Below are 25,954 nucleotides of genomic sequence, written 5' to 3' on the forward strand. Positions count from 1 at the left end.
TATCCACTCATCTCGCCCTTCGTCGAACACCCCCGCTATCTCCCCAAATTCACTTGCCACACAAATGAAAATCAATATCATTGCGATCCCATTTATGTGGGTCAAAATTAATTACAACTAAATCAACAAGTTCAGGCCGTTCGGTCGACATTTAGAGAATCAACATTGAACATGCAGCACCCTCATTTTCGCAGAACCCTGGTTTCGCTGGCTCTGTTTGGCTCTGCGTTTCAGGCTCAGGCCGCCGATGAAACCCTGACAGTGGTAGGCAAACGCACCCAGCATCAAGAGGTAGCCACCGCCACCCGCACCAATACCCCGGCCAAGCTGGTCCCCCAGACCATCGACAGCGTCTCGGCCAGCGAGCTGACCGCCTTTGGCCAGCCCACCCTGAGCGAGGCCCTGAGCGGCATTCCCGGGGTCAACGCCAGCGGCGACACCCGCTTCGACAGCGTCAATATCCGTGGCTTCAGTGCCAGCAACGACTTCTATCTCGACGGTTTTCGCGATGACATGCAGTACACCCGGGATCTCGGCAACATAGAGCGGGTAGAGGTCCTCAAGGGGCCGGCGGCCGTGCTCTACGGCCGTGGCAGCACGGGGGGCATCATCAACCGGGTCAGCAAGACGCCGCAGAAGGGACAGGCATCCAGCGTCACCGCCAGGGTGGGCAGCTTTGACAGCCAGCGTCTGGCCGCTGACCTCAACGGAGAAGCGAGCGAGCGGGTGCAGCTGCGCCTCAACCTGGCCCAGGAAGATACCGACAGCTTCCGCGATGGTGTGGAGGGTAAACGCACCCTGCTGGCCCCCTCCGTCAACTGGGAGATCAGCGACAACCTGAACTGGCTGGTGCAATACGAGCGCAACGAGCACGATCGCACCCCGGATCGCGGCATCCCCGGCGTCAACGGCCGCCCGGCCGATGTACCGCGGGAGTTCGTCTACAGCGACACCAGCCGCGACTTCATCGACGACGTGGCGCAATCCACCCGCTCCCGCCTCACCTGGGATATCAACGAGCAGTGGCAGCTGCGCCAGCAACTCGGCTACAGCACCCTCGACAGCCAGTTTGACAACACCTATGTCACCAGCGTGAAAGGGGACAAGGTGACTCGCGCCCGCTGGCAGCAGGATCTGCAGGCCAGGAGCCTCATCAGCAACACAGAAGCGGAAGGCCAGCTGCAGACTGGTCCCGTCGGCCATCGTCTGCTGGTCGGCCTGGAGCAGAGCTGGCAGGAGCGCACCCCCAAGCTCTACCAGAATGCGACCCCCATCTCGGCGGGCAGCCTCTACCATCCATCGGCCCTGCCCCGCCATGACGGCGCCATGAAGCTCGCCAGCGATGCCAGCCACAAGGTGCACGGAGTCGGCCTTTATTTGCAGGATCAACTCACCCTGGGCGACTGGCATCTGGTCGGTGGCCTGCGCCGTGACGACTTTACCGTCACCAGCCGCCGCAACGACCTCAACAAGGAAGAGACCCGCTCGGTCACCAGCCTGAGCCCGCGCTTGGGACTGGTATGGAATCCTCTCGAGGAGCACGCCTTCTACGCCTCCTACAGCAAGACGTTCACTCCTGTGGGTGGCGAGCTGATTGGGCTGACGCCGGGAGACAAGAACAACAACCTGGATCCCCAGAACACCCGCCTCTATGAGGGTGGCGTGAAGAGCGACTGGCTGAATGGCCGCCTGGCAACCACCCTCTCCCTCTACCGGCTGGAGATGTACAACAAGCGCAGCAAGGATCCGCTGGATCCCACCAGGGTGATCCTCACCGGTCTGCAGCGCACCGAAGGTGTCGAACTGAGCGCCCATGCCCGCCTGACGGACGAGCTCTATCTGCGCGGCGGCGTCGCCATCCAGGATGCCGAGCAGGTCAAGGCGGACGCGGATCTGCAGGGCAAGCGCCCGAGCAACGTCTCACGCCAGAATGGTCAACTGTTCGTCGGCTATCAAAGCGGCAAGCTGGGCTGGTTCGGCGAAACCGGGGTGACGGCCGTGGGTGATCGCTTCGCCGACAACGCCAATACCACCATCCTGCCCGGCTATGCCCGCTTCGATGCCCGCGTTGGCTATCGCTGGCAACAGTGGGAGGCCCAGCTGAGTGCCGAAAACCTGACCGACCACGACTACTTCGTCAGCGCCACCAGTGCCAGCCAGATCATGCCGGGCACGCCGCGCCAGCTGCACCTGACCGGCAGCTATCGCTTCTGATCCCATCACCCAGACCCACTGGCCGGCGTATGCTGGCCAGTTTTTTATGACGCGCCACACCATGAAACGACACCGACTTCCCCTTCACAACAACAAATGGGTGCGCCGCCTGCATGCCTGGGCCGGCTTTTTCACCCTCACCCTGATGCTGATCTACGGTCTCACCGGCCTCTGGTTGCAACACAGGGCCATCCTGCCCATTCCGGGCCCTCATACTGAGAAGTCGAGCGAAGAGATAGCACTGGACACGCCGCTGACCAACCCGGAGGCGTTGCAAGCCCTGCTGCGCCAGCGTTATCCGGACGGCTTTGACGAAGGGCGCGCCATGATCACGCCGGCCCAGACCCTGCCCACCCCGACCGGCTCGCTCACCCTGCCCGCCCGCTGGGAGATGCGCGCGGTCACCCTCACTCAAAGCGTCACCGCCAGCTATGTGGAAGGTACCCTGCTGGTGCGCACCGAATTGCAGCAGGCCAACTTTGCCGCCAGCCTCAACCGGCTGCATCGGGGCATGGGCACCGGCCTCGGCTGGCAGCTGTTTGGCGATCTGGCCGCACTGGCCCTGCTGCTGCTCGCCCTCACCAGCCTGTTTATGTGGACCAAGCTCCATGGCAAGCCCGGGATCCTCGTCCTGATGACGCTGGTCGGCACACTCGGCACCCTGCTGTTTGCTCTGCTGGGGTGATAGTTGTGAAAAAAGATAAAGTGACGGGATATTGCGGGTAAATGTCGCTATTTATCGGCAATTCGAGGAGCGATGCAGGAGATACGAAAGGTCGGGATAACGGGATAACGGGATAACGGGATAACGGGATAACGGGATAACTCACCATGGTGCTGGCGGCATGGAACAAACTCGGAACACAAAAAAACAAAAGGCCATCATTGCTGATGGCCTTTTGTCATGAATTTGATGGTGCCCGGGGTCGGACTCGAACCGACACGGTTATTCACCGGCGGATTTTGAATCCGCTGCGTCTACCGATTTCGCCACCCGGGCAACTGCGGGGAATTATACGAATGGCGCGATACCATGCAAGGTGTTTTTCTATTGCCCGCACCTATTTGTTCATTTATTCAACGCCTTGCCGATGCAGGATCAGTTACATAGAATGCCGCCATCATCTTAATGGAATAAAAACGATGGCCAAGCGCAAACAAGTCCAACAAACGCCCCCCTCTTCCACCACACTAGGCTACCCGTCTGCCGGGCTGCTGCGCCGTCTCGGCGCCCTGATCTATGACTCCCTGGTGGTGACCTCCTTGCTCATCATTGCCGGCTTTATCGGCATGGCAGTGGCCAAATTACTGCTGGTGACCGGCATGGCCAGCGTGCCGGCAGGGGAAGATTCCCTCTGGTTGCTGACCCGCCACCGCTACAGCCTGATCTACACCCTCTGGCTCGCCTTCGTCATCTGCGGCTTCTACACCTGGTTCTGGACCCGTGCCGGCCAGACTATCGGCATGCGCGCCTGGCGTCTGCGCATCCAGAATGAAGATGGCAGCAACATTCGCATCACCCAGGCGCTGATCCGCCTCGCCACAGCCGCCTTCGGTCTTGGCAACCTGATGTGCCTGTTCAACCGCAAGGAGCCGCGCGCCTTCCAGGATATCTGGGCCGAATGCAGGGTCGTGGTGCTGGACAAACAGGCCAACCTGGAGCTGCTGAACAAGTAATTCACACCGGCAGCAACGAAAGAGGGCACCCGATGGGTGCCCTCTTTGCATTTCAAACAGCGCGTTACTGCTTGCGACTGAGGATGTAAAAGGAGATACCGCCAAACAGCAGGCTGGGGGCCACGGCCGCCAGAATAGGGGGCACCGAATAGACCAGGCTGACGGGACCAAACACCCGATCGCTCACGTAGACGGCGAAGCCAGTCATGATCCCCATCAGCATCCGTGCCCCCATGCTCACCGAGCGCAGCGGGCCGAAAATGAAAGAGGAGGCCAGCAGGATCATCGCCACCACGGAGAGAGGTGACAGCAGCTTGCGCCACAGCTCCAGCTTGTAGCGACCGGCATCCTGCTTGTTGGCATCCAGATAGCCGATATAGTCCTGCAAACCGGAGACCGAGAGATTCTCCGGATCGACACTCACCACTCCCAGCTGCTTGGGCGTGAGTTCGGAGCGCCACTCCATCTTCTCATGCTGCTCGCTCTGGACCCGGGTCGGGTCATCGAAACGAGTCACCTGCGTTTGCTTGAGCAGCCAGTGGTGTTGCTCGAACACCCCTTCCTGCGCCTGGATGACATCGATCAGCTTGCGATCCGGAGTGAAGCGATAGAGGGTGATGCCGGTCAGGGCGCCATCGTTGCGTACCCCGTTGATATTGACGAAGTTGTTGCCATCGCGAGCCCAGACCCCGTAGGCCGAGACGGTCAGGCGCCCTTCCGACAGGGCTCCCGCCTTGATGTCATCTGCCATTCGCTTGGCGATGGGCGCCACGTATTCACCCATCAAGCCCACCACTATCATCAGCGGGATGGCCGTCTTGAGGGCCGCCATAACGATGCTGATCTTGGAGCGACCCGCCGCCTGCATCACCACCAGCTCGGAGCTGGTAGCGAGCTGGCCCAGACCAATCAGACCGCCCAGCAGGGCCGCCAGCGGGAAGAAGAGCACGGCCTCTTTCGGCATGGAGAGCAGCACAAAATAGAGCGCATTGACCATGTCGTAGTTGCCGTCCCCAACCGACTTGAGCTGCTCCACATACTTGATGAGCGCAGCCAGGCCGACCAAGGTCACTTCGCACAGCAGGATCGACATGAAAATGATCCGGCCGATATATCTGTCGAGAATGCCAAACATCAGCAGAGACTCCCCTGTTGTAGCATCATGCTGATTTTTCCCTCAAATACAGGCGCATAGAGCGGGTGCGACATCAAAGTGATCCGGTCGCCATGTCTGTCGAGAATACCAAACATCAGCAGAGACTCCCCTGTTGTAGCATCATGCTGATTTTTCCCTCAAATACAGGCGCATAGAGCGGGTGCGACATCAAAGTGATCCGGTCGCCATGTCTGTCGAGAATGCCAAACATCAGCAGAAGTTCCTATGTTGCAGCATCATGCTGATTTTCTTTTGAAATACTGACCCTTCACCCGGTTCCACCAGCTGGTGCCCTGCAGGTTGAGAGGCAGGCCGATGAACAGCAGGTAGGCGAGCGGCACCAGGAACATCCCGGGCCAGTGGGGCAGACGGCCGCTGTCGATGGCCGAACGGGCGGCACTGAGCAGCAGGAAATAGGAGAGATAGAGCAGGATGGCCGGCAACAACTTGGCATAGCGCCCCTGACGGGGGTTGACCCTGGCCAGCGGCACCACCAGCAGGGTCAGCACCGGAATGGAGAGGGGCAGCGAGATGCGCCACTGCAGCTCCGCCATCAGGCTGTTGTCCTGGGTCCCCAACAGCTCCACGGTCGCCTTGGCGGCCGCCTTGCGATTGGAGTGTTCCATCTCCTGCTGGCGGACGACCAGCCCATACTCGCGAAAATCGGAGATCTGGAACTGCTTGCCGGAGAAGTGCCCCTCGTAACGGGAACCATCCTTCAGAGTCAGCCATTGCAGCCCGTCATCATCAACGCTCACTACACCTTCGTCCGCAACGACCACTGAAGGAGGCTTGTTCCCCTCAGCCCGCTGCAACACGAAGACTTTCTGCAACTTGGAGCCGTTTTCGTTCAAATCCTGGATGTAGGCAACCAGGCGCCCCTTGTCGAGCTCCATGAAGCGGCCGGCCTGCAGGAAGGAAACCCCGGGATCGGCCTTGAATTCGTCGATCACCTGGTATTCCCGCTCCTTGGCCAAGGGGGCTACCCAACCGGTATTGAAGGCGGCCACGGCAGCGGTCAGCAGGGCCAGCAACATGGCGCTGCGCATCACGAAACGGTGGCTGAAACCTACCGCATGCATCACTGTCATCTCGCTTTCTGCGTACAGACGACCGTGGGCAAACAAGATGGCTAAAAACAGGCTGATTGGCAGCATCAACAAGGCCATGTTCGGCAGGTTGAGCAGCAGCAGGGTGGAGACCAGGCGCGTCGGCACCTCACCATCGGCGGCATCGCCAATGATCTTGATGAATTGTTGGCTGACAAAGATAAGCAGCAATACGAATAACACTGCCAGCTGGGTTTTCAGGGTTTCCCTGAACAAATATCGGAAAACGATCACAGTCATTCCCAAGTAAACTTGTGTTTTTAGTCGAATGCCTGAAAAATAGGGCCGTATACTGGATTTTTACCAGTTTGAACTGCGGAGCCAGTGGCTGTTCGCTCCGCCTCTGATACCCCAACAAGCACCGCATTATTCAATAAAAGGTGCCTTTTGTCTTTAGGATGTAGGAGATTCCATGGAGTTCAGTGTAAAGAGTGGCAGTCCTGAGAAGCAACGCAGTGCCTGCGTCGTCGTCGGCGTCTTCGAACCCCGTCGTCTCTCTCCGGTTGCCGAACAACTGGACAAGATCAGCGATGGCTACATCAGCTCGCTGCTGCGCCGTGGTGACCTGGAAGGGAAACCGGGTCAAATGCTGCTGCTGCATCAAGTTCCGGGCGTGCTCAGCGAACGTGTGCTGCTGGTGGGCTGTGGTAAAGAACGCGAGCTCGACGAGCGCCAGTACAAGCAGATCATCAACAAGACCATCACCACCCTGAACGAAACCGGCTCCATGGAAGCGGTCTGCTTCCTGACCGAGCTGCACGTCAAGGGTCGGGATACCTATTGGAAGGTGCGCCAGGCGGTGGAAACCACCAAGGCGGGCCTCTACAGCTTCGATCAGTTCAAGACCAACAAGGCCGAACCCCGTCGCCCACTACGCAAGCTGGTGTTCAACGTGCCGACCCGTCGCGAGCTGACCATAGGCGAAAAAGCCATAGCCCACGGTCTGGCCGTGGCGAAAGGGGTGCGGGTCTGCCGCGACGTGGCCAACATGCCGCCCAACGTCTGCAACCCGGCCTATCTCGCCTCCCAGGCCCGTCGTCTGGCCGATGCCTTCGACAACATCACCACCAAGGTGGTGGGCGAGCAAGAGATGGCCGAGCTCGGCATGAACTCCTACCTGGCGGTGGCCCGCGGCTCCGACAACGAAGCCATGATGGCCATCATCGAATACAAGGGCCATCCGGATGCCAAGCCCATCGTGCTGGTGGGCAAGGGGTTGACGTTTGACTCCGGCGGCATCTCCATCAAGCCGGCGGACGGCATGGACGAGATGAAGTACGACATGGGTGGCGCCGCCTCCGTGCTCGGTACCATGCACGCCCTGGCCCAGCTGCAGCTGCCTATCAACGTTATCGGCGTGCTGGCAGGCTGCGAGAACATGCCGGGTGGCAACGCCTATCGTCCGGGTGACATCCTTACCTCCATGTCCGGCCAGACCATCGAAGTGCTCAACACAGATGCGGAAGGCCGTCTGGTACTGTGCGATGCCCTCACCTATGTCGATCGCTTCGAGCCGGATACAGTGATCGACGTGGCGACCCTGACCGGTGCCTGCGTCATCGCCCTGGGTCACCACACCTCGGGTCTGCTGGCCAACCACAACCCGCTGGCCCACGAGCTGCTCAACGCCTCCGAACAGGCCGGTGACCGAGCCTGGCGCCTGCCCCTGTTCGACGAGTATCAGGAACAGATCGACAGCCCGTTTGCCGACATGGCCAACATCGGCGGTCGTCCGGCTGGCACCATCACCGCCGCCGCCTTCCTGTCGCGCTTCACCAAGAAGTACAACTGGGCCCACCTGGATATCGCCGGGACCGCCTGGAAGAGTGGCAAGGAGAAGGGTTCCACCGGTCGTCCGGTGCCCCTGCTGACCCAGTTCCTGCTGAACCGGGCCGGCGTGGATATCGAAGAGAAAGAGTAACTCTCCTGCCCCATCTGATGCGTGCATCAATGGGGTTGGCGTTACCCCGAACCACAAGGAAGAGGCCCGCCTCTTCCTTGTTTCATTCTTGTGTCAGTGAGCCGCCGACAGGACAATGCCCTGTCAGCCTCGGCGACGGTCAATTTTCCGTCACCGCAAAACGGGATCCACCTGATGAGCCAAGTGACTTTTTACCTGATGAGCGAACAGGATGACGAGCGGGGCAGTGCCGTCGAGCGATTCGTCTGCCAACTGGCGGCCGACTCCTGGGGCACGGGCCACCTCTACCTGTTCTGCGATGACGAGGCCCAGGCCCTGCGCCTGGACGAACTGCTGTGGCAACTGCCGCCGGATCGCTTCGTGCCGCACCAGCTGCAGGGCGAGAGCGGCCAGGCACCGGTGGAGATAGGCCACCAGCCGCCGAAGCGGCGCTACGTCCGCCTCGTCAATCTGGCCAGAGAAACACCTTTGTTTGCAGGACACTTCGCTCAAGTGGTAGATTTTGTCCCCACTGACGAAACGCAAAAGCAGCAAGCCCGCGAGCGCTACAAGCACTATCGCCAGGCGGGCCACACCCTCGAGATGAGGGATCAGCCCGTCCTTGCCGCACCGGATCCGGCGCAGCCCTGACTGCGCCGCCTGTGATCCACGACGAATCAACACCAGAATCCATCCATCCAGAATACGGCGAGACCATGGAAAAGACTTTTAATCACAACGCCATCGAACAGGCGCTCTACCAGCACTGGGAATCTCAGGGCTACTTCAAGCCCCACGGTGATACCAGCAAAGACTCCTTCTGCATCATGATCCCGCCGCCGAACGTCACCGGCAGCCTGCACATGGGTCACGCCTTCCAGCAGACCCTGATGGACACCCTGATCCGCTACAACCGCATGCAGGGCAAGAACACCCTGTGGCAGGCGGGTACCGACCACGCCGGTATCGCCACCCAGATGGTGGTTGAGCGCAAAATCGCCGCAGAAGAGGGCAAAACCCGTCACGATTACGGCCGTGATGCCTTCATCGACAAGATTTGGCAGTGGAAGGAAGAGTCCGGTGGCACCATCACCCGCCAGATGCGCCGTCTCGGTGATTCCGTGGACTGGGAGCGCGAGCGCTTCACCATGGATGAGGGTCTCTCCGCCGCCGTGCAGGAAGTGTTCGTCCGTCTCTACGAAGATGGCCTGATGTACCGCGGCAAGCGCCTGGTGAACTGGGATCCCAAGCTCAACACCGCCATCTCCGATCTGGAAGTGGAAAATCGCGAGATCAAGGGCCACATGTGGCACCTGCGCTATCCGCTGGCCAACGGCGCCAAGACCGCCGAGGGCAAGGATTACCTGATCGTCGCCACTACCCGTCCGGAGACCATGCTGGGTGACACAGCGGTCGCCGTGAACCCGGAAGACCCACGCTACAAGGCGCTGATCGGCCAGCACATCCTGCTGCCGCTGGTGAACCGCCTGATCCCCATCGTCGCCGATGAGCACGCCGACATGGAGAAGGGCACCGGTTGCGTGAAGATCACCCCGGCCCACGACTTCAACGATAACGAGGTCGGCAAGCGCCACAGCCTGCCGATGATCAACATCTTCACCCTGGACGCCCACGTGCGTGCCGAAGCCGAAGTGGTCGACACCAACGGCAACCCCTGCACTGCCTACGACGCCGCCCTGCCGGCCGAGTTCGCCGGTCTGGAGCGCTTCGCCGCCCGCAAGGCGATCCTGGCCAAGCTGGAAGAGCTGGGCCTGCTGGACGAGATCAAGGATCACGTGCTGCAGCAACCTTACGGCGATCGCGGTGGCGTGCCCATCGAGCCGATGCTGACCGACCAGTGGTACGTACGCGTGGCGCCCATGGCCAAGACCGCCATCGAAGCCGTCGAAGATGGCCGCATCCAGTTCGTGCCCAAGCAATATGAAAACATGTACTTCTCCTGGATGCGCGACATTCAGGACTGGTGCGTCTCCCGTCAGCTGTGGTGGGGTCACCGCATCCCGGCATGGTATGACAACGCCGGCAACGTCTACGTTGGCCGCAGCGAAGAGGAAGTGCGTACCAAGCACAACATCCCGTCCGTGACCGTGCTGCGTCAGGACGAAGACGTGCTCGATACCTGGTTCAGCTCCGCCCTGTGGACCTTCTCCACCCTGGGCTGGCCGAACAATACCGAGGCGCTCAAGACCTTCCACCCGACCGACGTGCTGATGAGCGGCTTCGACATCATCTTCTTCTGGATCGCCCGGATGATCATGATGACCATGCACTTCATCAAGGACGAAAACGGCCAGCCACAAGTGCCGTTCAAGACCGTCTACATCACCGGCCTCATTCGTGACGAAGAAGGCCAGAAGATGTCCAAGTCCAAGGGTAACGTACTGGACCCCCTCGACATGATCGACGGCATCAGCCTGGAAGATTTGCTGGAGAAGCGCACCGGCAACATGATGCAGCCACAGATGGCCGAGAAGATCGCCAAGCGGACTGCCAAGCAGTTCCCGGAAGGGATCGGCGCCCATGGCACCGACGCCCTGCGCTTCACCCTGGCGGCGCTGGCCTCTACCGGTCGTGACATCAACTGGGACATGAAGCGCCTGGATGGCTACAACAACTTCTGCAACAAGCTGTGGAACGCCTCCCGCTACGTACTGATGAACACCGAAGATCAGGATTGCGGCTTCTCTTTGCAAGGTAATGGTGGCGAGATGCAGTTCAGCCTGGCGGATCGCTGGATCCAGTCCCAGCTGCAGGTGGCCATCCGCGATTTCCGTACCGCACTCGATACCTACCGCTTCGACATCGCGGCCGGCGTGCTGTACGAATTTATCTGGAACCAGTTCTGTGACTGGTATCTGGAGCTGACCAAGCCGGTGCTGAACAAGGGCTCCGAGGCCGAGCAGCGCGCTGCCCGTCACACCCTCGTGACTGTTCTTGAGACCCTGCTGCGTCTGGCACACCCGATCATTCCGTTCATCACCGAGACCATCTGGAAGTCGGTGGCCCCGCTGGCCGGCGTGCACGCCGACACAATCATGATGCAGGCCTTCCCGGAGTTCGACGCCGCCAAGGTGGACGACGCCGCGATGGCGGATCAGGAGTGGGTGAAGGAGTTCATCGTCAGCATCCGCAACATCCGCGCCGAGATGAACGTGGCGCCGAGCGTGCCCCTCAACGTGCTGCTCAAGTGCGATACCAAGGACGCCCAGCGCGCCGCAGAAAACGAGGCCTTCCTCAAGTCGCTGGCCCGTCTGGAATCCATCCGTGTGCTGGCGGACGGTGAAGCCGCGCCCCTGTCGGTGAAGAAGCTGATCGGTGCCACCGAGCTGCTGATCCCGATGGCCGGTCTCATCGACAAGGATGCCGAACTGGCCCGTCTGGCCAAAGAAGTCGCCAAACTGGTCGGCGAGTGCGGTCGCATCGAAGGCAAGCTCGGCAACGAGGCCTTCGTCGCCAAGGCGCCGGAAGCGGTCATCGCCAAGGAGCGCGAGAAGCTGGAAGATTATCGTCTCCAGCTGACCAAGCTGGAAGCCCAGCAGGCCGAAATCGCCGCCCTGTAAGTCGACCCGTCCAGTCCCGAAAAGCCCCCTGCCAAGGGGGCTTTTTTATTTGTGCTGCGTTGGCACACCCTTTGCTGAGTGTTGTTCACTATCCACAACAGTTTGGGAAGGATGAGCGATGAAACGGTGGATCCAACATTTCTATCAACTGAACCGCCTTAACTGGCTGATGGTCTGGTTACTGCTCTGCTGCAGCATCATATTGCTGTTTCCGGCCGCTCTGATGAACGGCGCCGTCAGCCAGTGGGCCACGGATCACGCGGCCTGGCTGGGGGTCGGCATGCTGATCGCCATCTCCTACTTCTGCAGTCAGGGATTCCTCATCGCCTGGGAGTGGGGTTGCGAAGAGTGGCAATCACGCCGCCAGCAGGATCAGCTGGCCCAGATGATCGGCTTTCTCGACTTCAACGAGAAGGCGGTGCTGCGGGAGTTCGTGCTGCAGCGTAAAAGCGTCATAAACCTGCCGATCACCGAACCTGCCGTCAAAAATCTGATGGATGCCGGCGTGCTCACCTACGCCTATGGCAGACCGCTGCGGGAGAAGGATGACGAGAACCAGATCCGTGCCCTGATGATCGCCCTGCCGGCCCGGCCGCTGCTCACCTACAAAGTACTGGGGCTATCGCGCGGCAAGATGAGCGAGGAGCAGGTGGAGCAGATCATGAACGCCCGTCCCAAGTTCGCCCAGAAGAGCTTCCAGCGCTAAACGCCGCTTCCCGAAAAGAACAGAGCCGGACACTGTCCGGCTCTGTTTTATCCGTCTTATATCAGCCCTGTGGCTTACCCCTTGAGGCTGGAGCAGAAGCTCACGTCATCCTGCAGCGGATCGTTGCTCACGCTGTGGTAGAGCTCGAAGCAGGGGCCGTCACCAAACTCCAGCCCGGCCGCGACTATGTCGCCGATATGTTCCTGCCAGCGCGGCCCATACTGGCTGCGATCCGTGATGAGGTAGCGGGACTGGGCATAGCGTCCGGCGGGGATGAGCTGGGTCTCTACCTCCCCTTCGCCACGCACCTCGGCCGGTACCGTGATGCCGATGTCGGTGCGGCACTGGGCCGGCGGCGTCACCTCCGGGTTGTCGTGGTAGATGAAGATCCACTCCCCGCCCTCCAGGCCACGCACGGCCGCCCACTGGTGCAGCCGGCCGCAGACGGCGTCATATCCTTCGCCATAGGGACCGGTCACCCGGATATAGGCCAGGGTACGGGCATCCATCTCGACAGTTTTCATGGTGTTGCTCCTTGCTGATGTCTGGCCTTCAGCATAAGGGAGCAGGTCATCCCATGCGTGTCCCTCCTTGCTCTCCAGGTGTCCATTCTTGCGCTTGTCGCGGCGAAACTCCCCCGGAGTGCAGCCGTAGTGGCGACGAAACGCCTTGGCAAACGCCTGGGAGCTGGCAAGCCCCGCCCCGAGGGCAATGGCGGTGACGCTGGCGTCGGTGTAACAGAGCTGCCAGGCCGCCCGCTGCATGCGCAGGCGCCGGCACATCTCCCCTGGCGTCTCGCCAGCCACGGCGGTAAACACCCGGTGGAAGTGATAGAAGGAGAGGCAGGCGCGGCTCGCCAACGCCTCGATGGAAAGGTCGGGATCCTGCTCCAGCGCCCGGATCACCGGCCGCAATCTGGCCCGATAGTCGACAACCACTCAGCCCGCCTCCCTGATCCGCGCCATGTAGAGGGCATCCACATACTCGCCCTGGCGAAAGGCGTAACCACGGGCCAGCCCCTCTTCCACAAAACCGAACTTGCGATAGAGCGTTTGCGCCGCCTGATTGTCGGTATAGACGGTGAGCTCGATGCGGCGCAGGTTGAGCCAGTTGTCGGCCATCTCCAGCGCCGCCGCCAGCAGAGCCGAGCCTACCCCCTTGCCGGCCCAATCATCCCTTACCCCCATGCCGATAGAGGCAACATGCTTGCGCCTGGGATTGGGCTCGATATGGAGTGAAATATTCCCTACCAGCAGGCCATCGACCTCCGCTACCAGCGCCACCACGCTGCCGCTCTCCAGCCGCTTCTGCCAGACTCCCAGGGTCGGATAGGGCAGTTGCAGGGTGCCCGCCTGGGCATTGGGCATGGCGTAGAGATCCCGCAGGGCGGGGGCGTCGGCCGGTTCGGCATGGCGGATGGTGATATGCATCTGAGGCTCCTTCTCGAAAGCTTCATCATGCAGCATCACAAGGGTCCGGTCACCCTCTGCCACACCCATTTGCAATGCCTATCAAAAGGTGAGGAAAGGCCCATTGGCGCCTTTGTCTTGTGATCCGTAGGCTGGACCCCATATCAACGAGGAGAAGCATCATGACCGACAAGACCCTGCATAGTGCCAACGGCGCCCCCGTCGTCGACAACAACAACAGCCTCACCGCCGGCCCACGCGGCCCCGTCCTGCTGCAGGATGTCTGGTTGCTGGAGAAACTGGCCCATTTCGATCGCGAGCGCATCCCGGAGCGGGTGGTGCATGCCAAGGGCTCGGGCGCCTACGGCACCTTCACCGTGACCCACGACATCAGCGCGTTCAGCAAAGCCGACCTGTTCAACGCCATCGGCAAGCAGACGCCGGTGTTCCTGCGCTTCTCCACCGTGGCGGGCGAGAAGGGTGCCGCCGACGCCGAGCGCGACGTGCGCGGCTTTGCCCTCAAGTTCTACACCGAGCAGGGCAACTGGGATCTGGTGGGCAACAACACCCCGGTCTTCTTCATCCGCGATCCGCTGAAATTCCCCGACTTCATTCACACCCAGAAGCGCGACCCGCGCACCAACCTGCGCAGCGCCACCGCCGCCTGGGACTTCTGGTCCCGTCACCCGGAATCCCTGCACCAGGTCACCATCCTCTTCAGCGACCGCGGCATCCCCAAGAGCCTGCGCGAGATGAACGGCTACGGCAGCCACACCTTCAGCTTCATCAACGACGCCAACGAGCGCTTCTGGGTCAAGTTCCACTTCAAGACCGAGCAGGGTCACAGCTTCTATACCGATGAAGAGGCCGCCACCGTGGTCGGCCAGGATCGGGAGACCAGCCAGGCCGACCTTTACGACGCCATCGAGCGTGGCGACTTCCCGCGTTGGAAGGTCTATGTGCAGGTGATGCCGGAGGCCGAGGCCCACACCAGCAAGGTGCACCCGTTCGATCTCACCAAGGTGTGGCCCCACGGCGACTACCCGCTGATCCCGATCGGCGTGCTGGAGCTCAACCAGAACCCGGACAACTACTTCGCCCACGTGGAGCAGGCCGCCTTCACCCCGGCCAACGTGGTGCCCGGCATCGGCTTCTCGCCGGATCGCATGCTGCAGGGGCGGCTGTTCTCCTACGGCGATACCCAACGCTATCGCCTCGGGGTCAACCACGGCCTGCTGCCGGTCAACGCCCCACGCTGCCCGTTCCACACCGCGCACCGTGACGGCGCCATGCGCAGCGATGGCAACGGTGGCGCCAGCCCCAACTACCAGCCGAACCGCTTCGGCACCCAGACCCCGAGCGGCCAGCACGAGCCGTCCCTGAGCCTGGAAGGAGCGGCGCTGCACTACGATTTTCGCGACTACGACGCTGACTACTACAGCCAGCCGGGGGCGCTGTTCCGCCTGATGGATGAGGGGCAGCGCGCGCGGCTCGCCGCCAACCTGGCCCGCTCCCTGGTCAATGTGGAGGACGACGCCATCGTCGCGGCCCAGCTCAAGCACTTCGAGCAGGCCGACCCCGAATATGCCAAGCGGGTCGAGCTGGCCCTGGCTGCCCTGCAGCGCTAAGCGGTCTGCCAATAAAAACGGGGGCCCGAGGGCCCCCGTTCGTACCATAACCAGTTGTCATGCACAAAAAACGGAGCCGAGGCTCCGTTTTTCAATGCTGCATCAATCCCGGACGGAACGTGCTTCCCGTTCTTCCCGCTCTCTGGCCAACAGGCGTTTGTACCACCAGCTACTGCGACGACGTTGTGCATTGGAAGAGCGACGAGCCATTTCTTAGGTTCCAGCCATGAGATGAAAGGAGGTGCATTATGCGATATGGATCACGTCTGTGTCTTTAGCTGGATCAAGAAAAGCTCACTGGCCGACGGTAATTGTCTGACGGTTTTTGTCCCTCGCCGGCTCGGCACTAGCCTCCACCGGGGAGCGCCAGATCAGGGGGCCATTGCTCTCCAGCTCGTTTTGCGGCCCGCACTCCAGCCAGGTATCTCCCTGCCGGATGCGCGCCCCCTGAGAATATTTCTGATCCTGGTACCAGCAGATACGCTCCGACAAGGCGTTCAGCGGCAACACCAGCTCGGTAGCGGCCGAATCACCCACGACCGTCGTCTTCAACGAGGCCTGCGCAGGGGTCTGCCAGAGAAGCGCCAGCAGGCAGGGCAAGAGGTATCTCATAAAGGTCATCCTGTTTTCTGTGGAAGCTCTTTTCAGGAAGCGACCACTCCCCGGGTTTACTTGACCGATAAATAGACGACTGGCTGGTATTCCGGAACCAATATGGTAGCCTGCCAGCGCCCGCCGGCAGCATCTCGCGGCCAGCAGCACATTCCCGGTGAATTTGTCGTTTCAAGACAAAATATAACCTTATTTATCAAATCGTTATTGGATATTATCCCGATGCGTATCATGCCGTTGCTCAAGGCGGCCTGCCTGAGCCTGATGTTGTCTGCCTGCGTTGCCCCCCTGTTGATGATGAGCCCCACCAGCCAGCTAATGTGGGCCCTGCTCAAGCCACTGGTCGGCTTCGACCCCAATGAAGTCAATCTGTTCGAACAACCGCTGATCAAGGATCGGATGACCGCCATCCTCGGCCCCAACTACGACACCACCATGCAGCTGCTCAAGACCGCCAACGAGCTGCAGCAGGAGGGCCCCCTGTTCTACGTGATCTCCCGCTACGCCCCGGTGCCGGACATCGCCAAGCAGGCCGGCATGGTGTGGAACTCGCAAACCAACCAGATGTCCGTGCTGCTGCAAAAAGGGGATGGCTCTACCCAGACCTTCGGTGAGAATCTGGCGGCCACGGCTCCCGTCTGGCCGAGCGCAATGCAAGACTGGCAGAACAATCCCATCACCCAGGCAGCCGCCACCCTGAGTGGTGCGGGCAGCAATGCCATCCTCGGCACCGTCGCGAATGGGGCCCAAGGCAGCGTCACCGACGCCCTGAGCCAGCAGGCTGGTAAGACCATCGCCGATACCGCCAAGCAGAGCGTCAACAGCGTGGCGACCTCCACCAGCCAGGCGGCCACCAAGGCGGTCACGACTCAGGCCAAACAAGCCACCGGCAGCGCGGCAGCCAGCATCAGCCAGGAGGCCACCAAGGCAGTGACGACCCAGGCCAAACAGGCAACCAGCAGCGCGGCAGCCACCGTCAGCCAGGAGGCCACCAAAGCGGTCACGACCCAAGCCAAACAAGTCACCGGCAGCGCGGCAGCCACCGTCAGCCAGGAAGCCACCAAAGCGGTGACGACTCAGGCCAAGCAAGCCACCAGCAGCGCGGCAGCCACCGTCAGCCAGGAGGCCACCAAGGCGGTGACGACCCAGGCCAAGCAAGCCACCAGCAACGCGGCAGCCACCGTCAGCCAGGAGGCGGCCAAAGCGGTCAGCAGCGCGACCGCCCCCCTGAGCGACGAGGCGCAAACCGAAGCTCGGACCCAGGCCGAAGCCGAACTGGAAGCTCTGTTCAAATGACAACAGGCCACCGCAAGGTGGCCTGTTTTTTTCCGCTCTATTGGATTGGCCCGGTGACGCAGGATATCCACCACCAGCTTGTGACGTTATGGCAAAGGGCACATAGACTGTTAGATAGTCTCAGGCACACTCGATGGAAGGAGTGCACCATGCGCCACCTGCTCGCGGCTCTCGCCTTGCTCTCTCTGCTGATTGCCCTTCCGGCGCCGGCGCTTATCTACTATTCCGAGCAGAACATGCCGCTCAATGGCCAAGACAAGGACGGCAAATCCATCGGTATGGCCGTCGAGCTGCTGCGCCTGATGTGGCGTGAGATGGGTGAGCCGGAGCAGCCCATCCACTTTCTGCCCTGGGCTCGTGGCTGGTACCTGCTGACCCAGCAACCGGATGCCGTGTTGTTCAGTACGGCGCGCACCCGGGAGCGGGATCCCCACTTTCTCTGGGTCTGCCCCATCAGCAATTCACGGGTCTCCCTGATGGGCCGCAAACAGAATGCCCCCAAAGTCGCCAGCCGGGAGGATCTCGCCCCGCTGCGGATCGGCGTCATGCAAGCCGATGTAGGGGAGCAGTTGTTGCTAAACCGGGGGCTGGCCCCGGGCAACATGATGGCAGTCGAGCGGATGGATCAGGTGGTGCGCCAGCTCATCATGGCACGCACCGATCTGGTTGCGGGCAACGAGGTGATGTTGCGCCATCAGGTCAGGGAGCTGGGCTTTCCCAACGAAGACTTCGTTACTGTCGCCATACTGGAAGAGCAGGACAACTGCTTTGCCTTCAATCCGCTGGCCGACAAACGACAGGTCGCCCGCCTGCAGCAGGCACTGGACAAGGTGCGCCAGAGCCACGAGTTCCAGCAGTTGCTGGCCCGTTATCAGCAGGCCAGCACCCTGCCCAAATCCCAGTCCCCTCTGCTGCGCATAAAATAAACGCTACCATTACTCCCCCTCTCCCGCCCCGGCGGGAGTCTGTGGCGCAGTGATCAGGTGATTCAGGAAGAAATGGAACAGCTCGGCACGCGAACCGAGGCGCAACTTGCCATAAAGGTGCTTGCGGTGATTCTTCACCGTGCCACTGCCAATCCCGAGCTCGGCGGCAATCGCGTCGGTATCCAGCCCCTGCAGCAATAACCCGGCCACCTGCCGCTCCCGGCGAGTGAGCAGATCCCCTCCCACGCTCGCCATCCCCTGCTCCACCGCCCTCTTGATAAGGGCGCTGTCCGGCAGGGCGGTTTCCTCCGCCAGCCGCGGTTGTGCCTGCTGCCAGTGCTGGCGGCAAAGTGAGTGAACCAGGGGGAACAGCTCCTCCAGCCTGGCCAGCTCTGCCGCCCCAAGGCTCTGGCGCTTGCCGAGGCGCCCCAGAAACAGCACCAGGGTCAGCTCCTCGCGCACCGGCAGGATAAGCCCCACCTCCTCCTGCCAGCCGGTAGCCTGGTAGAAGTGCTGACGATAGTCGGGATCCAGCCTGCCCTGTGACACCTGGGCCAGGGTCCAGACCCCTGCCCCCAGGCCCGCCTTCAACGCCTGCATAAAGGGATCCTGACTGAAGTGGCTGGTGAGGTAGCGATCAAACAGCAGCGCCCGCTGATGGTTCAGGTTGTCATAGAGGTAAACGGGGCGCTGGCCGACTCCCAACAAGAGCGCGCAATCGAAGGCCACCTGCTGGCGAATGAGCCGCACCAGGGCCGCCGGAAAGGCACTGCCATGCAGGGCCTCAACCACCTCGGTCAGGTGGGGAATAAGCGATGGGTTGGTGCTGGATGAGTGGCTGCCGGTCATGGTGTTGTCGCTCCCGCTGCGGGGAAGAGGGCACCCCGTCACACCCTGTGATGCTAGCACGCCAGTGGCAAAACTGTCCCCTGGGGGACATAGCGGCGAGGCCCCCCTAACGGTGAGGATAAGGGCTTTTCCCCTGTTGTTGGAGCACCCATGATCAAACCCCATCTGCTTGACGAGCTGACCCGGCGCGGGCTTATCGCCCAGAATTCCGACCCGGAGGCGCTGGCCACCCACCTGGCCGAGCCGCGCACCGTCTATTGCGGGTTCGATCCCACCGCCGGCAGCCTGCATATCGGCCACTTGGTGCCGCTGTTGATGCTGCGTCGCTTCCAGCTGGCTGGCCACACCCCGGTGGCCCTGGTGGGCGGCGCCACCGGCCTTATCGGCGATCCCAGTTTCAAGGCAACCGAACGAACCCTCAACAGTGCAGACACCGTGCAGGGCTGGGTGGCCAGCCTGTCGGCCCAGATCAAGGCTTTGCTACCGGCCAGCGACGGACTGGCAGCTCCCGTGCTGGTCAACAATGCCGACTGGATGGGGCAGATGTCGGCCCTCGACTTCCTGCGTGACATCGGCAAGCACTTCTCGGTCAACGCCATGCTGGCGCGGGAATCGGTGCGCCAGCGGCTGGCCCGCCCGGATCAGGGCATCTCCTTCACCGAGTTCTCCTACGCCCTGCTGCAGTCCCAGGACTTTGCCGTGCTGCACCAGCGCCTCGGCTGCACCCTGCAGATTGGCGGCAACGATCAGTGGGGCAACATCACCAGCGGCATGGACCTCACCCGCCGCCTCCATAAGGCCCAGGTCTACGGCATGACCCTGCCCCTCATCACCAAGGCCGATGGTACCAAGTTCGGCAAGACCGAGGGCGGGGCAGTCTGGCTCGATCCGGCACTCACCTCTCCCTACGCCTTCTACCAGTTCTGGCTTGGCACCGCGGACGAGGATGTCTACCGCTTCCTGCGCTACTACAGCTTCCTGCCCCTGGCAGCCATCGATGAGCTGGAGGCGGAGGATGCCACACGGCAGGGACGCAAGCAGGCGCAGCAGGTGCTGGCAGACGAGCTGACCGAACTGGTCCACGGCAAGGCTGCGCTGGCGGCGGCGCGGCGCATCAGCGAGCTGCTGTTTTGTGGCGACGTGGCCAGCCTCGGGGAGAGCGACCTGGCCCAGCTGGCGCAGGATGGCATGCCGAGCAGCCGTATCGAGGGGGAGACAGACCTGGTAAGCCTGCTGGTGGCCTGCGGCCTGGTCAGCTCGAAGCGCATCGCCCGCGAGCTGCTGGCGGCCGGAGCCATCAGCCTCAACGGCGAAATCCGGCAGGATGAACAGCTGGGCCGGGGCGAGCGCCTGTTTGGCCGCTACCTGCTGCTGCGCCGGGGCAAGAAGCAGTACCATCTGGTGGAGTGGCTGGATTGAGCCAACTGACTGATACGACAAGGGGGCCGACATGGCCCCCTTGCTGTTTTCTCATTGCGGCTTGTTGGCCCCAGGTAGCGGCCGCCAGGTGAGGCGAGTCACCTGGGTGCCCTGTACCTCGCACTGGAGGCCAAGATCCTGCCACCCCTTCTCCTGGCGCAGGGAGACCTCCCCCGCGATCCCCTGCTCGCCGACCTTGAGCTTATCCTGCTCGAAGATCACCTTGTCGCCCCCGGCCAGCGCCATCAGCTTGCCACTGCAGAGCCAGTGGGCAAGATCGGCCCCCTTGAGCTTGACACCGCCGCTGGCCGCCTTGCGCTCCGCAGGACTGGGGGCGAACAGCCCAGCCAGCTCGGCAGCCCGTTTGGTGAGCCAGCTCTCGCGCTGCTGCATGCTCATCTTGCTGACGAACTCGGCGGGCTGACCCTTCTCGTCCAGCCACTGGACCAGCTTGCCCCCGTCATCGAAACCGAACCGGGCGGCAGGCTCCTTCACGCCGAACAGCTTGCCCCCCTTGAAGTAGTAACGGCTCTCCCCCTCCTGCTTGCCCTGCTCGTTCATGATGGGCACGGCGATGATGACGGGGGCACCGTCGATCCAGGCCTGGATGTCGACGCCGTCGTAACTCAGCAGCCGGGTATCGAGGGCACTATCGGCCCCCTTCTCCATCAGAGTGAACTGCTCTTCAAGGGGGCTTGCCACGGTAGAAAGGGAACAGAGTCCCAGCCCCAGGCCGAGGCTCAGGGCGATCACGGTATTGCGCATAAGTGTCCTGTCATTGGCCATCAAGGCCAGGGTTAACTCTCTATCAGCCAGGCGCGCAGCCCCTCGCGATGGGTCTCGCTCAGGGGCAGGGACTGGCGGGTTTGGTAATCGAAATGGATCAGGGTCGTCTCGGCGGTGACGGCCAGCTCGCCTCCCTGCCAGGCTTCCTGCCAGAGCGTGAAGGAGCTTGAACCGATGCGGCGCACCCCGGTTTTGATCAGAACCGGCTGACCGTAGAACAGCTCCCGTTTGAACTGCACCGTGTAGCCCGCGATGATCAAGTGCCAGTTGTGCACGTCCAGCTCGGGGGAGAAGATCCGGAACAGGGGATCCCGCGCCGATTCGAACCAGACCGCCGGCACCGTATTGTTGATGTGTCCGAGGGCATCTGTCTCCTGAAAACGGGGGTGGATCTGCATTTCCAGCATGGGGTGACTCCTTGTCAGCAGGGATTGGCGACTCGCCATCATTGATGGATCAAGATGTTACCCGATGAGAGACCCAAAAGGACAGGTACATGCCGCGGCGCTCGTCACCGCCATGGCGTGTCGCAACCTGGCCGGCCGGGCACCCAAAAGCCCCGCACGGCAGGCCATGCGGGGCTTGGTTTCAGGGGGATCAGTCCAGCAGATCGAAGCGATCCGCGTTCATCACCTTGTTCCAGGCTCTGACGAAGTCACAGACGAACTTCTCCTTGCTGTCGTCCTGGGCGTAAACCTCGGCGTAGGCCCGCAACACCGAGTTGGAGCCAAACACCAGATCCACCCGGGTGGCCGTCCACTTCAGCTGGCCGCTGCTGCGCTCCCGCAGCTCGTAGAGGTTGTTGCCGGCCGGCACCCACTGGTAGGCCATGTCGGTCAGGTTGACGAAGAAGTCGGTGGTCAGGGCGCCCGCCCTGTGGGTGAAGACCCCATGCTGGGTGCCGCCATGGTTGGTGCCCAGCACTCGCATCCCGCCCACCAGCACCGTCATCTCATGGGCCGTCAGCCCCATCAACTGGGCGCGATCCAGCAACAGCTCCTCCGGCGTGACCACATAGTCCTGCTTCAGCCAGTTACGGAAACCGTCGGCCAGGGGCTCCAGCACGGCGAAGGAGTCCACGTCAGTCTGATCCTGACTGGCATCGCCCCGGCCTGGCGAGAAAGGCACGTTCACCGTCACCCCCGCCGCCTGGGCAGCCTGCTCTATGCCCAGATTGCCCCCGAGCACGATCAGATCGGCGACGCTCACCCCGCATTCTGCGGCCAGCTTGTCATAGACGCCCAGCACCTTGGCCAGCCGCTCCGGTTCGTTGCCCGGCCAATCCTTCTGCGGTGCCAGTCGGATGCGGGCGCCATTGGCCCCACCCCGCTTGTCGGAACCGCGGAAGGTGCGGGCACTGTCCCAGGCGGTGGTCACCAGCTCGCCGATAGTGAGACCACTGGCGGCGATCCTCGCCTTGACCGCGGCCACGTCATAGTCGCTGCGACCGGCTGGTACCGGATCCTGCCAAATCAGATCCTCGGCCGGCACATAGGGCCCCACATAACGGCTCTTCGGCCCCATGTCCCTGTGGGTCAGCTTGAACCAGGCGCGGGCGAAGGCGTCGGAGAAGGCGGCCGGATCAGCGCGGAAACGCTCGGCTATCTTGCGATATTCGGGATCGAACTTCAGCGCCATGTCGGCATCCGTCATCATCGGCTTGCAGCGGATCGAGGGGTCCTCCACATCCACCGGCATGTCCTCTTCGGCGATGTTGATGGGCTCCCATTGATGGGCGCCGGCCGGGGATTTTTGCAGCCACCAGTCGTACTTGAACAGGAGTTCGAAGTAGCCGTTGTCCCACTTGGTCGGGTGGGTGGTCCAGGCCCCTTCGATGCCGCTGGTCACCGTATCGCGACCGATACCGCGACTGCTGTGGTTCATCCAGCCCAGTCCCTGCTCCTCAAGGGCGGCCCCTTCAGGCTCTGGGCCGAGGCGTTTGGCATCCCCGTTGCCATGGGCCTTGCCAACGGTGTGGCCACCGGCGGTCAGGGCCACTGTCTCCTCGTCGTTCATGGCCATGCGGGCGAAGGTGACCCGCATATCCTGTGCAGTTTTCAGCGGATCAGGCTGACCATCCACCCCTTCCGGGTTAACGTAGATGAGCCCCATCATCACCGCCGCCAGCGGGTTTTCCAGATCCCGCTCGCCGGAGTAGCGACCGCCCGGCTTGCTGCTCGGCGCCAGCCACTCCCGCTCGGAGCCCCAGTAGATGTCTTTTTCCGGATGCCAGATATCCTCGCGGCCGAAGGCGAAACCGAAGGTCTTGAGCCCCATGGACTCATAGGCCACGGTGCCCGCCAGGATCATCAGATCGGCCCAGCTGATCTTGTTGCCGTATTTTTTCTTGATGGGCCACAGCAGGCGCCGGGCCTTGTCGAGGTTGGCGTTGTCAGGCCAGGAGTTGAGCGGGGCAAAGCGCTGGTTGCCGGTGCCGCCACCGCCACGACCGTCTGCGATGCGATAGGTACCGGCTGAGTGCCAGGCCATGCGGATCATCAGGCCGCCATAATGGCCCCAGTCGGCGGGCCACCAATCCTGGCTGTCGGTCATCAGGGCCGTCACGTCCCGTTTGAGCTCGGCCATGTCGAGCTGCTTCAGGGCCTCCCGATAGTTGAAACCGGCCCCGAGGGGATTGGTCTTGCTGTCATGCTGATGGAGGATGTCGAGGTTAAGACTCTTCGGCCACCATGCCATGCCGGAGGTCTCGACCGAGGTGGAGCCACCGTGCATGACCGGGCATTTTCCGGGGGCACTTGCTGGATGTTTGCTCATCGCTGTCCTCATTTACTTTATGGTCAATAACCTGAAACAGCATGGCACAGGGAAATTGCATATTCTGTGCGCCTACAGCCGATTTTCTCCATTTCGGGGCAGGCAGAGCGATAGTGCGACTCCGTCTGTCAGCAGCCAACGGGCTGGCTACTGACGAGGATTTTCCTCCTCCGGCGGCCCTGCCAGCTCGGGCCGCAGCCAGGCGCTGCGAAAATCGAACCAGCCGAGCGCCGTCATCCGAACCCCGTGCACCCCGACCCGGCTCTCCAGCTCCAGCCAGTGGTGAAACAGCGGCACGAACCAGCCCTGGCGTTGCACCTCGGCCAGCAGGGCGCGCGGGCCTGGCTCCTCGCCGCGGGTACGCCACTGAGTCAGCCCCTGCCACAAGCCCTGCTGGCCGGCCCATACCCTGCGCAGCAGCGGCGTGCCCTGCAGCCAGGCGTAGGGGGCGAAGGCATGTTCATGCTCCAGGTTGAGGGTGCCAAGCCAGAGATCCACGTCTTCATCTGCCCCGCTCACCCAGCGGCCGTAATCCAGGGTACGCACCTCGAGTTCGATGCCCTGCTCGGCCAGCAGGCTGGCCATGGCCGCGGCGCACTCGTTGAACTCCAGATGCTGGTTGAAACAGGCCAGCACCAGCCGCGTCGGTCGCTGCGACGGTGCGGGCAGAGGCGAGGGCTGTGCCTCGCGCCAGTGGGGCAGAAGTCCCAGCGCACTGGTCCAGCCCCGTTGCAGTTCGGGGGCGACCCGGGCCATCAGGGCGATGGGGTTGAGCAGCTGGGCCAGCCACTGGCGCAGGGCAGGATCCTGCAGGGAGCCGGATCTGTCGTCCTGCAACAGGAAGTAGCAGCCGGACTCGAGCTCGGACTCACCGCGCATGGTGCCCAGCTCCGGGCTGTCACGCCCCAGTTGCAGGTGGCTCTCCAGCCGCTCCGCCAGCTCGGGCAGCATCCAGATGTCGATTTCGTCGAGCAGGGCACGCAACCCGAAGTAGTCGTCGAACGCCTCCAGACACAGGTGCAGGGGATCGTTGGCAACCACCTTGTAAGGACCCGTGCCCACCGGCTGCAAGGCAAACCCCGCCTCCCCCTTGAGCTCGCGCGGCAATATGACGGCCACCGGCTCGGCCAGCAGGTGGGGCAGCAGGGGATCCGGGCTGTCGAGGTGCAGATCCAGGGTGCGCGGCCAGGGGCTCTCCAGCCGCGCCAGATGGGCGAACAGCGGGCGATCCCGCAAGGCGAGCAGGCTCTCCATCACGTCCTCCACCGCCAGCTCGCGGCCGTGGTGAAAACGCACCGCCGGCCTCAGGTAGAAGCGCCAGTGGCAGGGGCCGAGGCACTCCCAGTGGTGGGCCAGATCCCCCTCGATTTCCCCATTTTCCTCATTTCGCCGGGTGAGGCCGTTGAAGATCTGGCGACTGAGGTGCACCTCGGAGCGGCGCATGGGGCCGGTGGGCAGCAGCTGGGGCAGCGGCCGGTAGTAGGGCACCCGCAGGATCTGGCGCCCCTCCCGGGTGGCCTGACCGAGCTGTTCGATGAGCAGCGGGGTGAGCAGATCCAGCCGATCCTCGGCCAGCCGCACCGCCTGGGCGAGTTGGCCCTGACTGAGCAGATCCCGCAACCGGCGGCGAGTCAGGCTCTCCTGACTGTCGAGCAGGATGAGCCGGGAACGCCGTCCCCTGCCCGCCTCCGCCGACCAGCTGAGCCAGCCCTGTTCCTGCATCCGGCGCAGCAGCAGGCGGGCATTGCGCGGGGTGCAGCAGAGCAGATCCGCCAGCTCGGCGAGGCTGATCTCCCGCTCATCGCAGCCAAGCTGCTGGGCGAGTCGTTGAAATTGCTGGTAGAGGCGACCGGTCGGCATAAAAGAGGAAATCCTGTTGCAATAAGTCATCAGTTTTTACTTCCTCATTTT

21 protein-coding genes and 1 tRNA gene are annotated in these 25,954 nt (G+C 62.2%); 11 read left to right on the forward strand and 11 right to left on the reverse strand.

Going from position 1 to position 25,954, the window contains the following annotated elements:
* Positions 1 to 171 precede the first annotated feature (171 nt).
* Together LA321_RS04980 and LA321_RS04985 are read left to right on the forward strand one after the other, a co-directional pair.
* Positions 172 to 2,214 carry a TonB-dependent receptor gene (locus LA321_RS04980; protein ID WP_042071014.1) on the forward strand — a complete coding sequence of 681 codons (2,043 nt, stop codon included), beginning with the start codon at positions 172 to 174 and terminating at the stop codon, positions 2,212 to 2,214.
* A gap of 4 nt (positions 2,215 to 2,218) precedes the next feature.
* The gene (locus tag LA321_RS04985; RefSeq protein ID WP_224212262.1) at positions 2,219 to 2,899 is read left to right on the forward strand and encodes a PepSY-associated TM helix domain-containing protein; all 681 of its coding nucleotides are present in this window, start codon (positions 2,219 to 2,221) and stop codon (positions 2,897 to 2,899) included.
* A 229-nt stretch (positions 2,900 to 3,128) separates the two neighbouring features.
* Here LA321_RS04985 and LA321_RS04990 read toward each other — a convergent pair.
* Positions 3,129 to 3,214, reverse strand: a tRNA-Leu gene (locus LA321_RS04990).
* A gap of 143 nt (positions 3,215 to 3,357) precedes the next feature.
* Between LA321_RS04990 and LA321_RS04995 the strand changes: the two genes are divergently transcribed.
* Positions 3,358 to 3,891 (forward strand): RDD family protein, encoded by a 534-nt coding sequence (locus LA321_RS04995; RefSeq protein ID WP_042070924.1) that lies wholly within the window; start codon positions 3,358 to 3,360, stop codon positions 3,889 to 3,891.
* A gap of 64 nt (positions 3,892 to 3,955) precedes the next feature.
* Here the strand turns inward: LA321_RS04995 and lptG are convergent, their stop codons facing one another.
* Both lptG and lptF read right to left on the reverse strand, forming a co-directional pair.
* On the reverse strand, positions 3,956 to 5,026 hold the full coding sequence (gene lptG / locus LA321_RS05000) for an LPS export ABC transporter permease LptG (protein ID WP_042070927.1): 1,071 nt from the start codon (positions 5,024 to 5,026) through the stop codon (positions 3,956 to 3,958).
* Positions 5,027 to 5,283: 257 nt separating this feature from the next.
* Positions 5,284 to 6,396 carry an LPS export ABC transporter permease LptF gene (gene lptF / locus LA321_RS05005; RefSeq protein WP_042025011.1) on the reverse strand — a complete coding sequence of 371 codons (1,113 nt, stop codon included), beginning with the start codon at positions 6,394 to 6,396 and terminating at the stop codon, positions 5,284 to 5,286.
* 172 nt (positions 6,397 to 6,568) lie between these two features.
* On the opposite strand from lptF, the gene pepA reads away from it, so the two are divergent.
* The 4 genes from pepA to LA321_RS05025 all read left to right on the forward strand — a co-directional run bounded on the left by pepA (position 6,569) and on the right by LA321_RS05025 (position 12,343).
* Positions 6,569 to 8,077 carry a leucyl aminopeptidase gene (gene pepA, locus LA321_RS05010; protein WP_042070929.1) on the forward strand — a complete coding sequence of 503 codons (1,509 nt, stop codon included), beginning with the start codon at positions 6,569 to 6,571 and terminating at the stop codon, positions 8,075 to 8,077.
* Between the two features lie 174 nt (positions 8,078 to 8,251).
* The gene (locus tag LA321_RS05015) at positions 8,252 to 8,707 is read left to right on the forward strand and encodes a DNA polymerase III subunit chi (RefSeq protein ID WP_042070931.1); all 456 of its coding nucleotides are present in this window, start codon (positions 8,252 to 8,254) and stop codon (positions 8,705 to 8,707) included.
* Positions 8,708 to 8,772: 65 nt separating this feature from the next.
* The gene (locus LA321_RS05020; protein ID WP_042070933.1) at positions 8,773 to 11,637 is read left to right on the forward strand and encodes a valine--tRNA ligase; all 2,865 of its coding nucleotides are present in this window, start codon (positions 8,773 to 8,775) and stop codon (positions 11,635 to 11,637) included.
* 118 nt (positions 11,638 to 11,755) lie between these two features.
* Entirely contained in the window at positions 11,756 to 12,343 is a 588-nt protein-coding gene (locus LA321_RS05025) for a superinfection exclusion B family protein (protein ID WP_026455989.1), read from the forward strand.
* Between the two features lie 74 nt (positions 12,344 to 12,417).
* Here the strand turns inward: LA321_RS05025 and LA321_RS05030 are convergent, their stop codons facing one another.
* Both LA321_RS05030 and LA321_RS05035 read right to left on the reverse strand, forming a co-directional pair.
* The gene (locus LA321_RS05030; RefSeq protein ID WP_042070935.1) at positions 12,418 to 13,281 is read right to left on the reverse strand and encodes an AraC family transcriptional regulator; all 864 of its coding nucleotides are present in this window, start codon (positions 13,279 to 13,281) and stop codon (positions 12,418 to 12,420) included.
* Positions 13,282 to 13,773, reverse strand: a complete 492-nt coding sequence (locus LA321_RS05035; protein ID WP_042071016.1) for a GNAT family N-acetyltransferase — start codon at positions 13,771 to 13,773, stop codon at positions 13,282 to 13,284. It abuts the gene before it with no gap.
* Between the two features lie 161 nt (positions 13,774 to 13,934).
* Here LA321_RS05035 and LA321_RS05040 point away from each other — a divergent pair, with 161 nt between their 5' ends.
* Positions 13,935 to 15,380, forward strand: a complete 1,446-nt coding sequence (locus tag LA321_RS05040; protein WP_042070937.1) for a catalase — start codon at positions 13,935 to 13,937, stop codon at positions 15,378 to 15,380.
* Positions 15,381 to 15,674: 294 nt separating this feature from the next.
* On the opposite strand, the gene LA321_RS05045 is transcribed toward LA321_RS05040, so the two are convergent.
* Positions 15,675 to 15,992 carry a DUF1496 domain-containing protein gene (locus LA321_RS05045; protein ID WP_042070939.1) on the reverse strand — a complete coding sequence of 106 codons (318 nt, stop codon included), beginning with the start codon at positions 15,990 to 15,992 and terminating at the stop codon, positions 15,675 to 15,677.
* 222 nt (positions 15,993 to 16,214) lie between these two features.
* Here LA321_RS05045 and LA321_RS05050 point away from each other — a divergent pair, with 222 nt between their 5' ends.
* A complete protein-coding gene (locus LA321_RS05050; RefSeq protein ID WP_042070941.1) occupies positions 16,215 to 17,288 on the forward strand; it encodes a hypothetical protein in 1,074 nt (357 codons plus the stop codon).
* Between the two features lie 149 nt (positions 17,289 to 17,437).
* Complete coding sequence (locus LA321_RS05055) at positions 17,438 to 18,214, forward strand: substrate-binding periplasmic protein (RefSeq protein ID WP_042070943.1); 777 nt, start codon at positions 17,438 to 17,440, stop codon at positions 18,212 to 18,214.
* Between the two features lie 9 nt (positions 18,215 to 18,223).
* Here LA321_RS05055 and LA321_RS05060 read toward each other — a convergent pair whose 3' ends face one another.
* Positions 18,224 to 19,063 carry a helix-turn-helix transcriptional regulator gene (locus LA321_RS05060; protein WP_042070945.1) on the reverse strand — a complete coding sequence of 280 codons (840 nt, stop codon included), beginning with the start codon at positions 19,061 to 19,063 and terminating at the stop codon, positions 18,224 to 18,226.
* Positions 19,064 to 19,213: 150 nt separating this feature from the next.
* On the opposite strand from LA321_RS05060, the gene tyrS reads away from it, so the two are divergent.
* Complete coding sequence (tyrS, locus tag LA321_RS05065) at positions 19,214 to 20,482, forward strand: tyrosine--tRNA ligase (RefSeq protein WP_042070947.1); 1,269 nt, start codon at positions 19,214 to 19,216, stop codon at positions 20,480 to 20,482.
* A gap of 51 nt (positions 20,483 to 20,533) precedes the next feature.
* Here the strand turns inward: tyrS and LA321_RS05070 are convergent, their stop codons facing one another.
* From LA321_RS05070 to sgrR, 4 genes are all read right to left on the reverse strand, one after another.
* Positions 20,534 to 21,247 carry a hypothetical protein gene (locus LA321_RS05070; RefSeq protein WP_042070949.1) on the reverse strand — a complete coding sequence of 238 codons (714 nt, stop codon included), beginning with the start codon at positions 21,245 to 21,247 and terminating at the stop codon, positions 20,534 to 20,536.
* Positions 21,248 to 21,279: 32 nt separating this feature from the next.
* Entirely contained in the window at positions 21,280 to 21,675 is a 396-nt protein-coding gene (locus tag LA321_RS05075; protein WP_026457237.1) for an acyl-CoA thioesterase, read from the reverse strand.
* Between the two features lie 190 nt (positions 21,676 to 21,865).
* Complete coding sequence (gene katG, locus LA321_RS05080; protein ID WP_042070951.1) at positions 21,866 to 24,043, reverse strand: catalase/peroxidase HPI; 2,178 nt, start codon at positions 24,041 to 24,043, stop codon at positions 21,866 to 21,868.
* A 147-nt stretch (positions 24,044 to 24,190) separates the two neighbouring features.
* On the reverse strand, positions 24,191 to 25,903 hold the full coding sequence (gene sgrR, locus LA321_RS05085; protein WP_042070953.1) for an HTH-type transcriptional regulator SgrR: 1,713 nt from the start codon (positions 25,901 to 25,903) through the stop codon (positions 24,191 to 24,193).
* Between the last annotated feature and the right edge of the window lie 51 nt (positions 25,904 to 25,954).

Source organism: Aeromonas enteropelogenes (genome assembly GCF_020097295.1).
Lineage (GTDB): Bacteria > Pseudomonadota > Gammaproteobacteria > Enterobacterales > Aeromonadaceae > Aeromonas > Aeromonas enteropelogenes.

Coding starts and splice junctions, on each gene's coding strand:
- LA321_RS04980 (WP_042071014.1), top strand. CDS start 172: ATGCAGCACCCTCATTTTCGCAGAACCCTGGTTTCGCTGGCTCTGTTT.
- LA321_RS04995 (WP_042070924.1), top strand. CDS start 3,358: ATGGCCAAGCGCAAACAAGTCCAACAAACGCCCCCCTCTTCCACCACA.
- lptG (WP_042070927.1), bottom strand. CDS start 5,026: ATGTTTGGCATTCTCGACAGATATATCGGCCGGATCATTTTCATGTCG.
- lptF (WP_042025011.1), bottom strand. CDS start 6,396: ATGACTGTGATCGTTTTCCGATATTTGTTCAGGGAAACCCTGAAAACC.
- pepA (WP_042070929.1), top strand. CDS start 6,569: ATGGAGTTCAGTGTAAAGAGTGGCAGTCCTGAGAAGCAACGCAGTGCC.
- LA321_RS05015 (WP_042070931.1), top strand. CDS start 8,252: ATGAGCCAAGTGACTTTTTACCTGATGAGCGAACAGGATGACGAGCGG.
- LA321_RS05020 (WP_042070933.1), top strand. CDS start 8,773: ATGGAAAAGACTTTTAATCACAACGCCATCGAACAGGCGCTCTACCAG.
- LA321_RS05025 (WP_026455989.1), top strand. CDS start 11,756: ATGAAACGGTGGATCCAACATTTCTATCAACTGAACCGCCTTAACTGG.
- LA321_RS05035 (WP_042071016.1), bottom strand. CDS start 13,773: ATGCATATCACCATCCGCCATGCCGAACCGGCCGACGCCCCCGCCCTG.
- LA321_RS05040 (WP_042070937.1), top strand. CDS start 13,935: ATGACCGACAAGACCCTGCATAGTGCCAACGGCGCCCCCGTCGTCGAC.
- LA321_RS05045 (WP_042070939.1), bottom strand. CDS start 15,992: ATGAGATACCTCTTGCCCTGCCTGCTGGCGCTTCTCTGGCAGACCCCT.
- LA321_RS05050 (WP_042070941.1), top strand. CDS start 16,215: ATGCGTATCATGCCGTTGCTCAAGGCGGCCTGCCTGAGCCTGATGTTG.
- LA321_RS05055 (WP_042070943.1), top strand. CDS start 17,438: ATGCGCCACCTGCTCGCGGCTCTCGCCTTGCTCTCTCTGCTGATTGCC.
- LA321_RS05060 (WP_042070945.1), bottom strand. CDS start 19,063: ATGACCGGCAGCCACTCATCCAGCACCAACCCATCGCTTATTCCCCAC.
- tyrS (WP_042070947.1), top strand. CDS start 19,214: ATGATCAAACCCCATCTGCTTGACGAGCTGACCCGGCGCGGGCTTATC.
- LA321_RS05070 (WP_042070949.1), bottom strand. CDS start 21,247: ATGCGCAATACCGTGATCGCCCTGAGCCTCGGCCTGGGGCTGGGACTC.
- LA321_RS05075 (WP_026457237.1), bottom strand. CDS start 21,675: ATGCTGGAAATGCAGATCCACCCCCGTTTTCAGGAGACAGATGCCCTC.
- katG (WP_042070951.1), bottom strand. CDS start 24,043: ATGAGCAAACATCCAGCAAGTGCCCCCGGAAAATGCCCGGTCATGCAC.
- sgrR (WP_042070953.1), bottom strand. CDS start 25,903: ATGCCGACCGGTCGCCTCTACCAGCAATTTCAACGACTCGCCCAGCAG.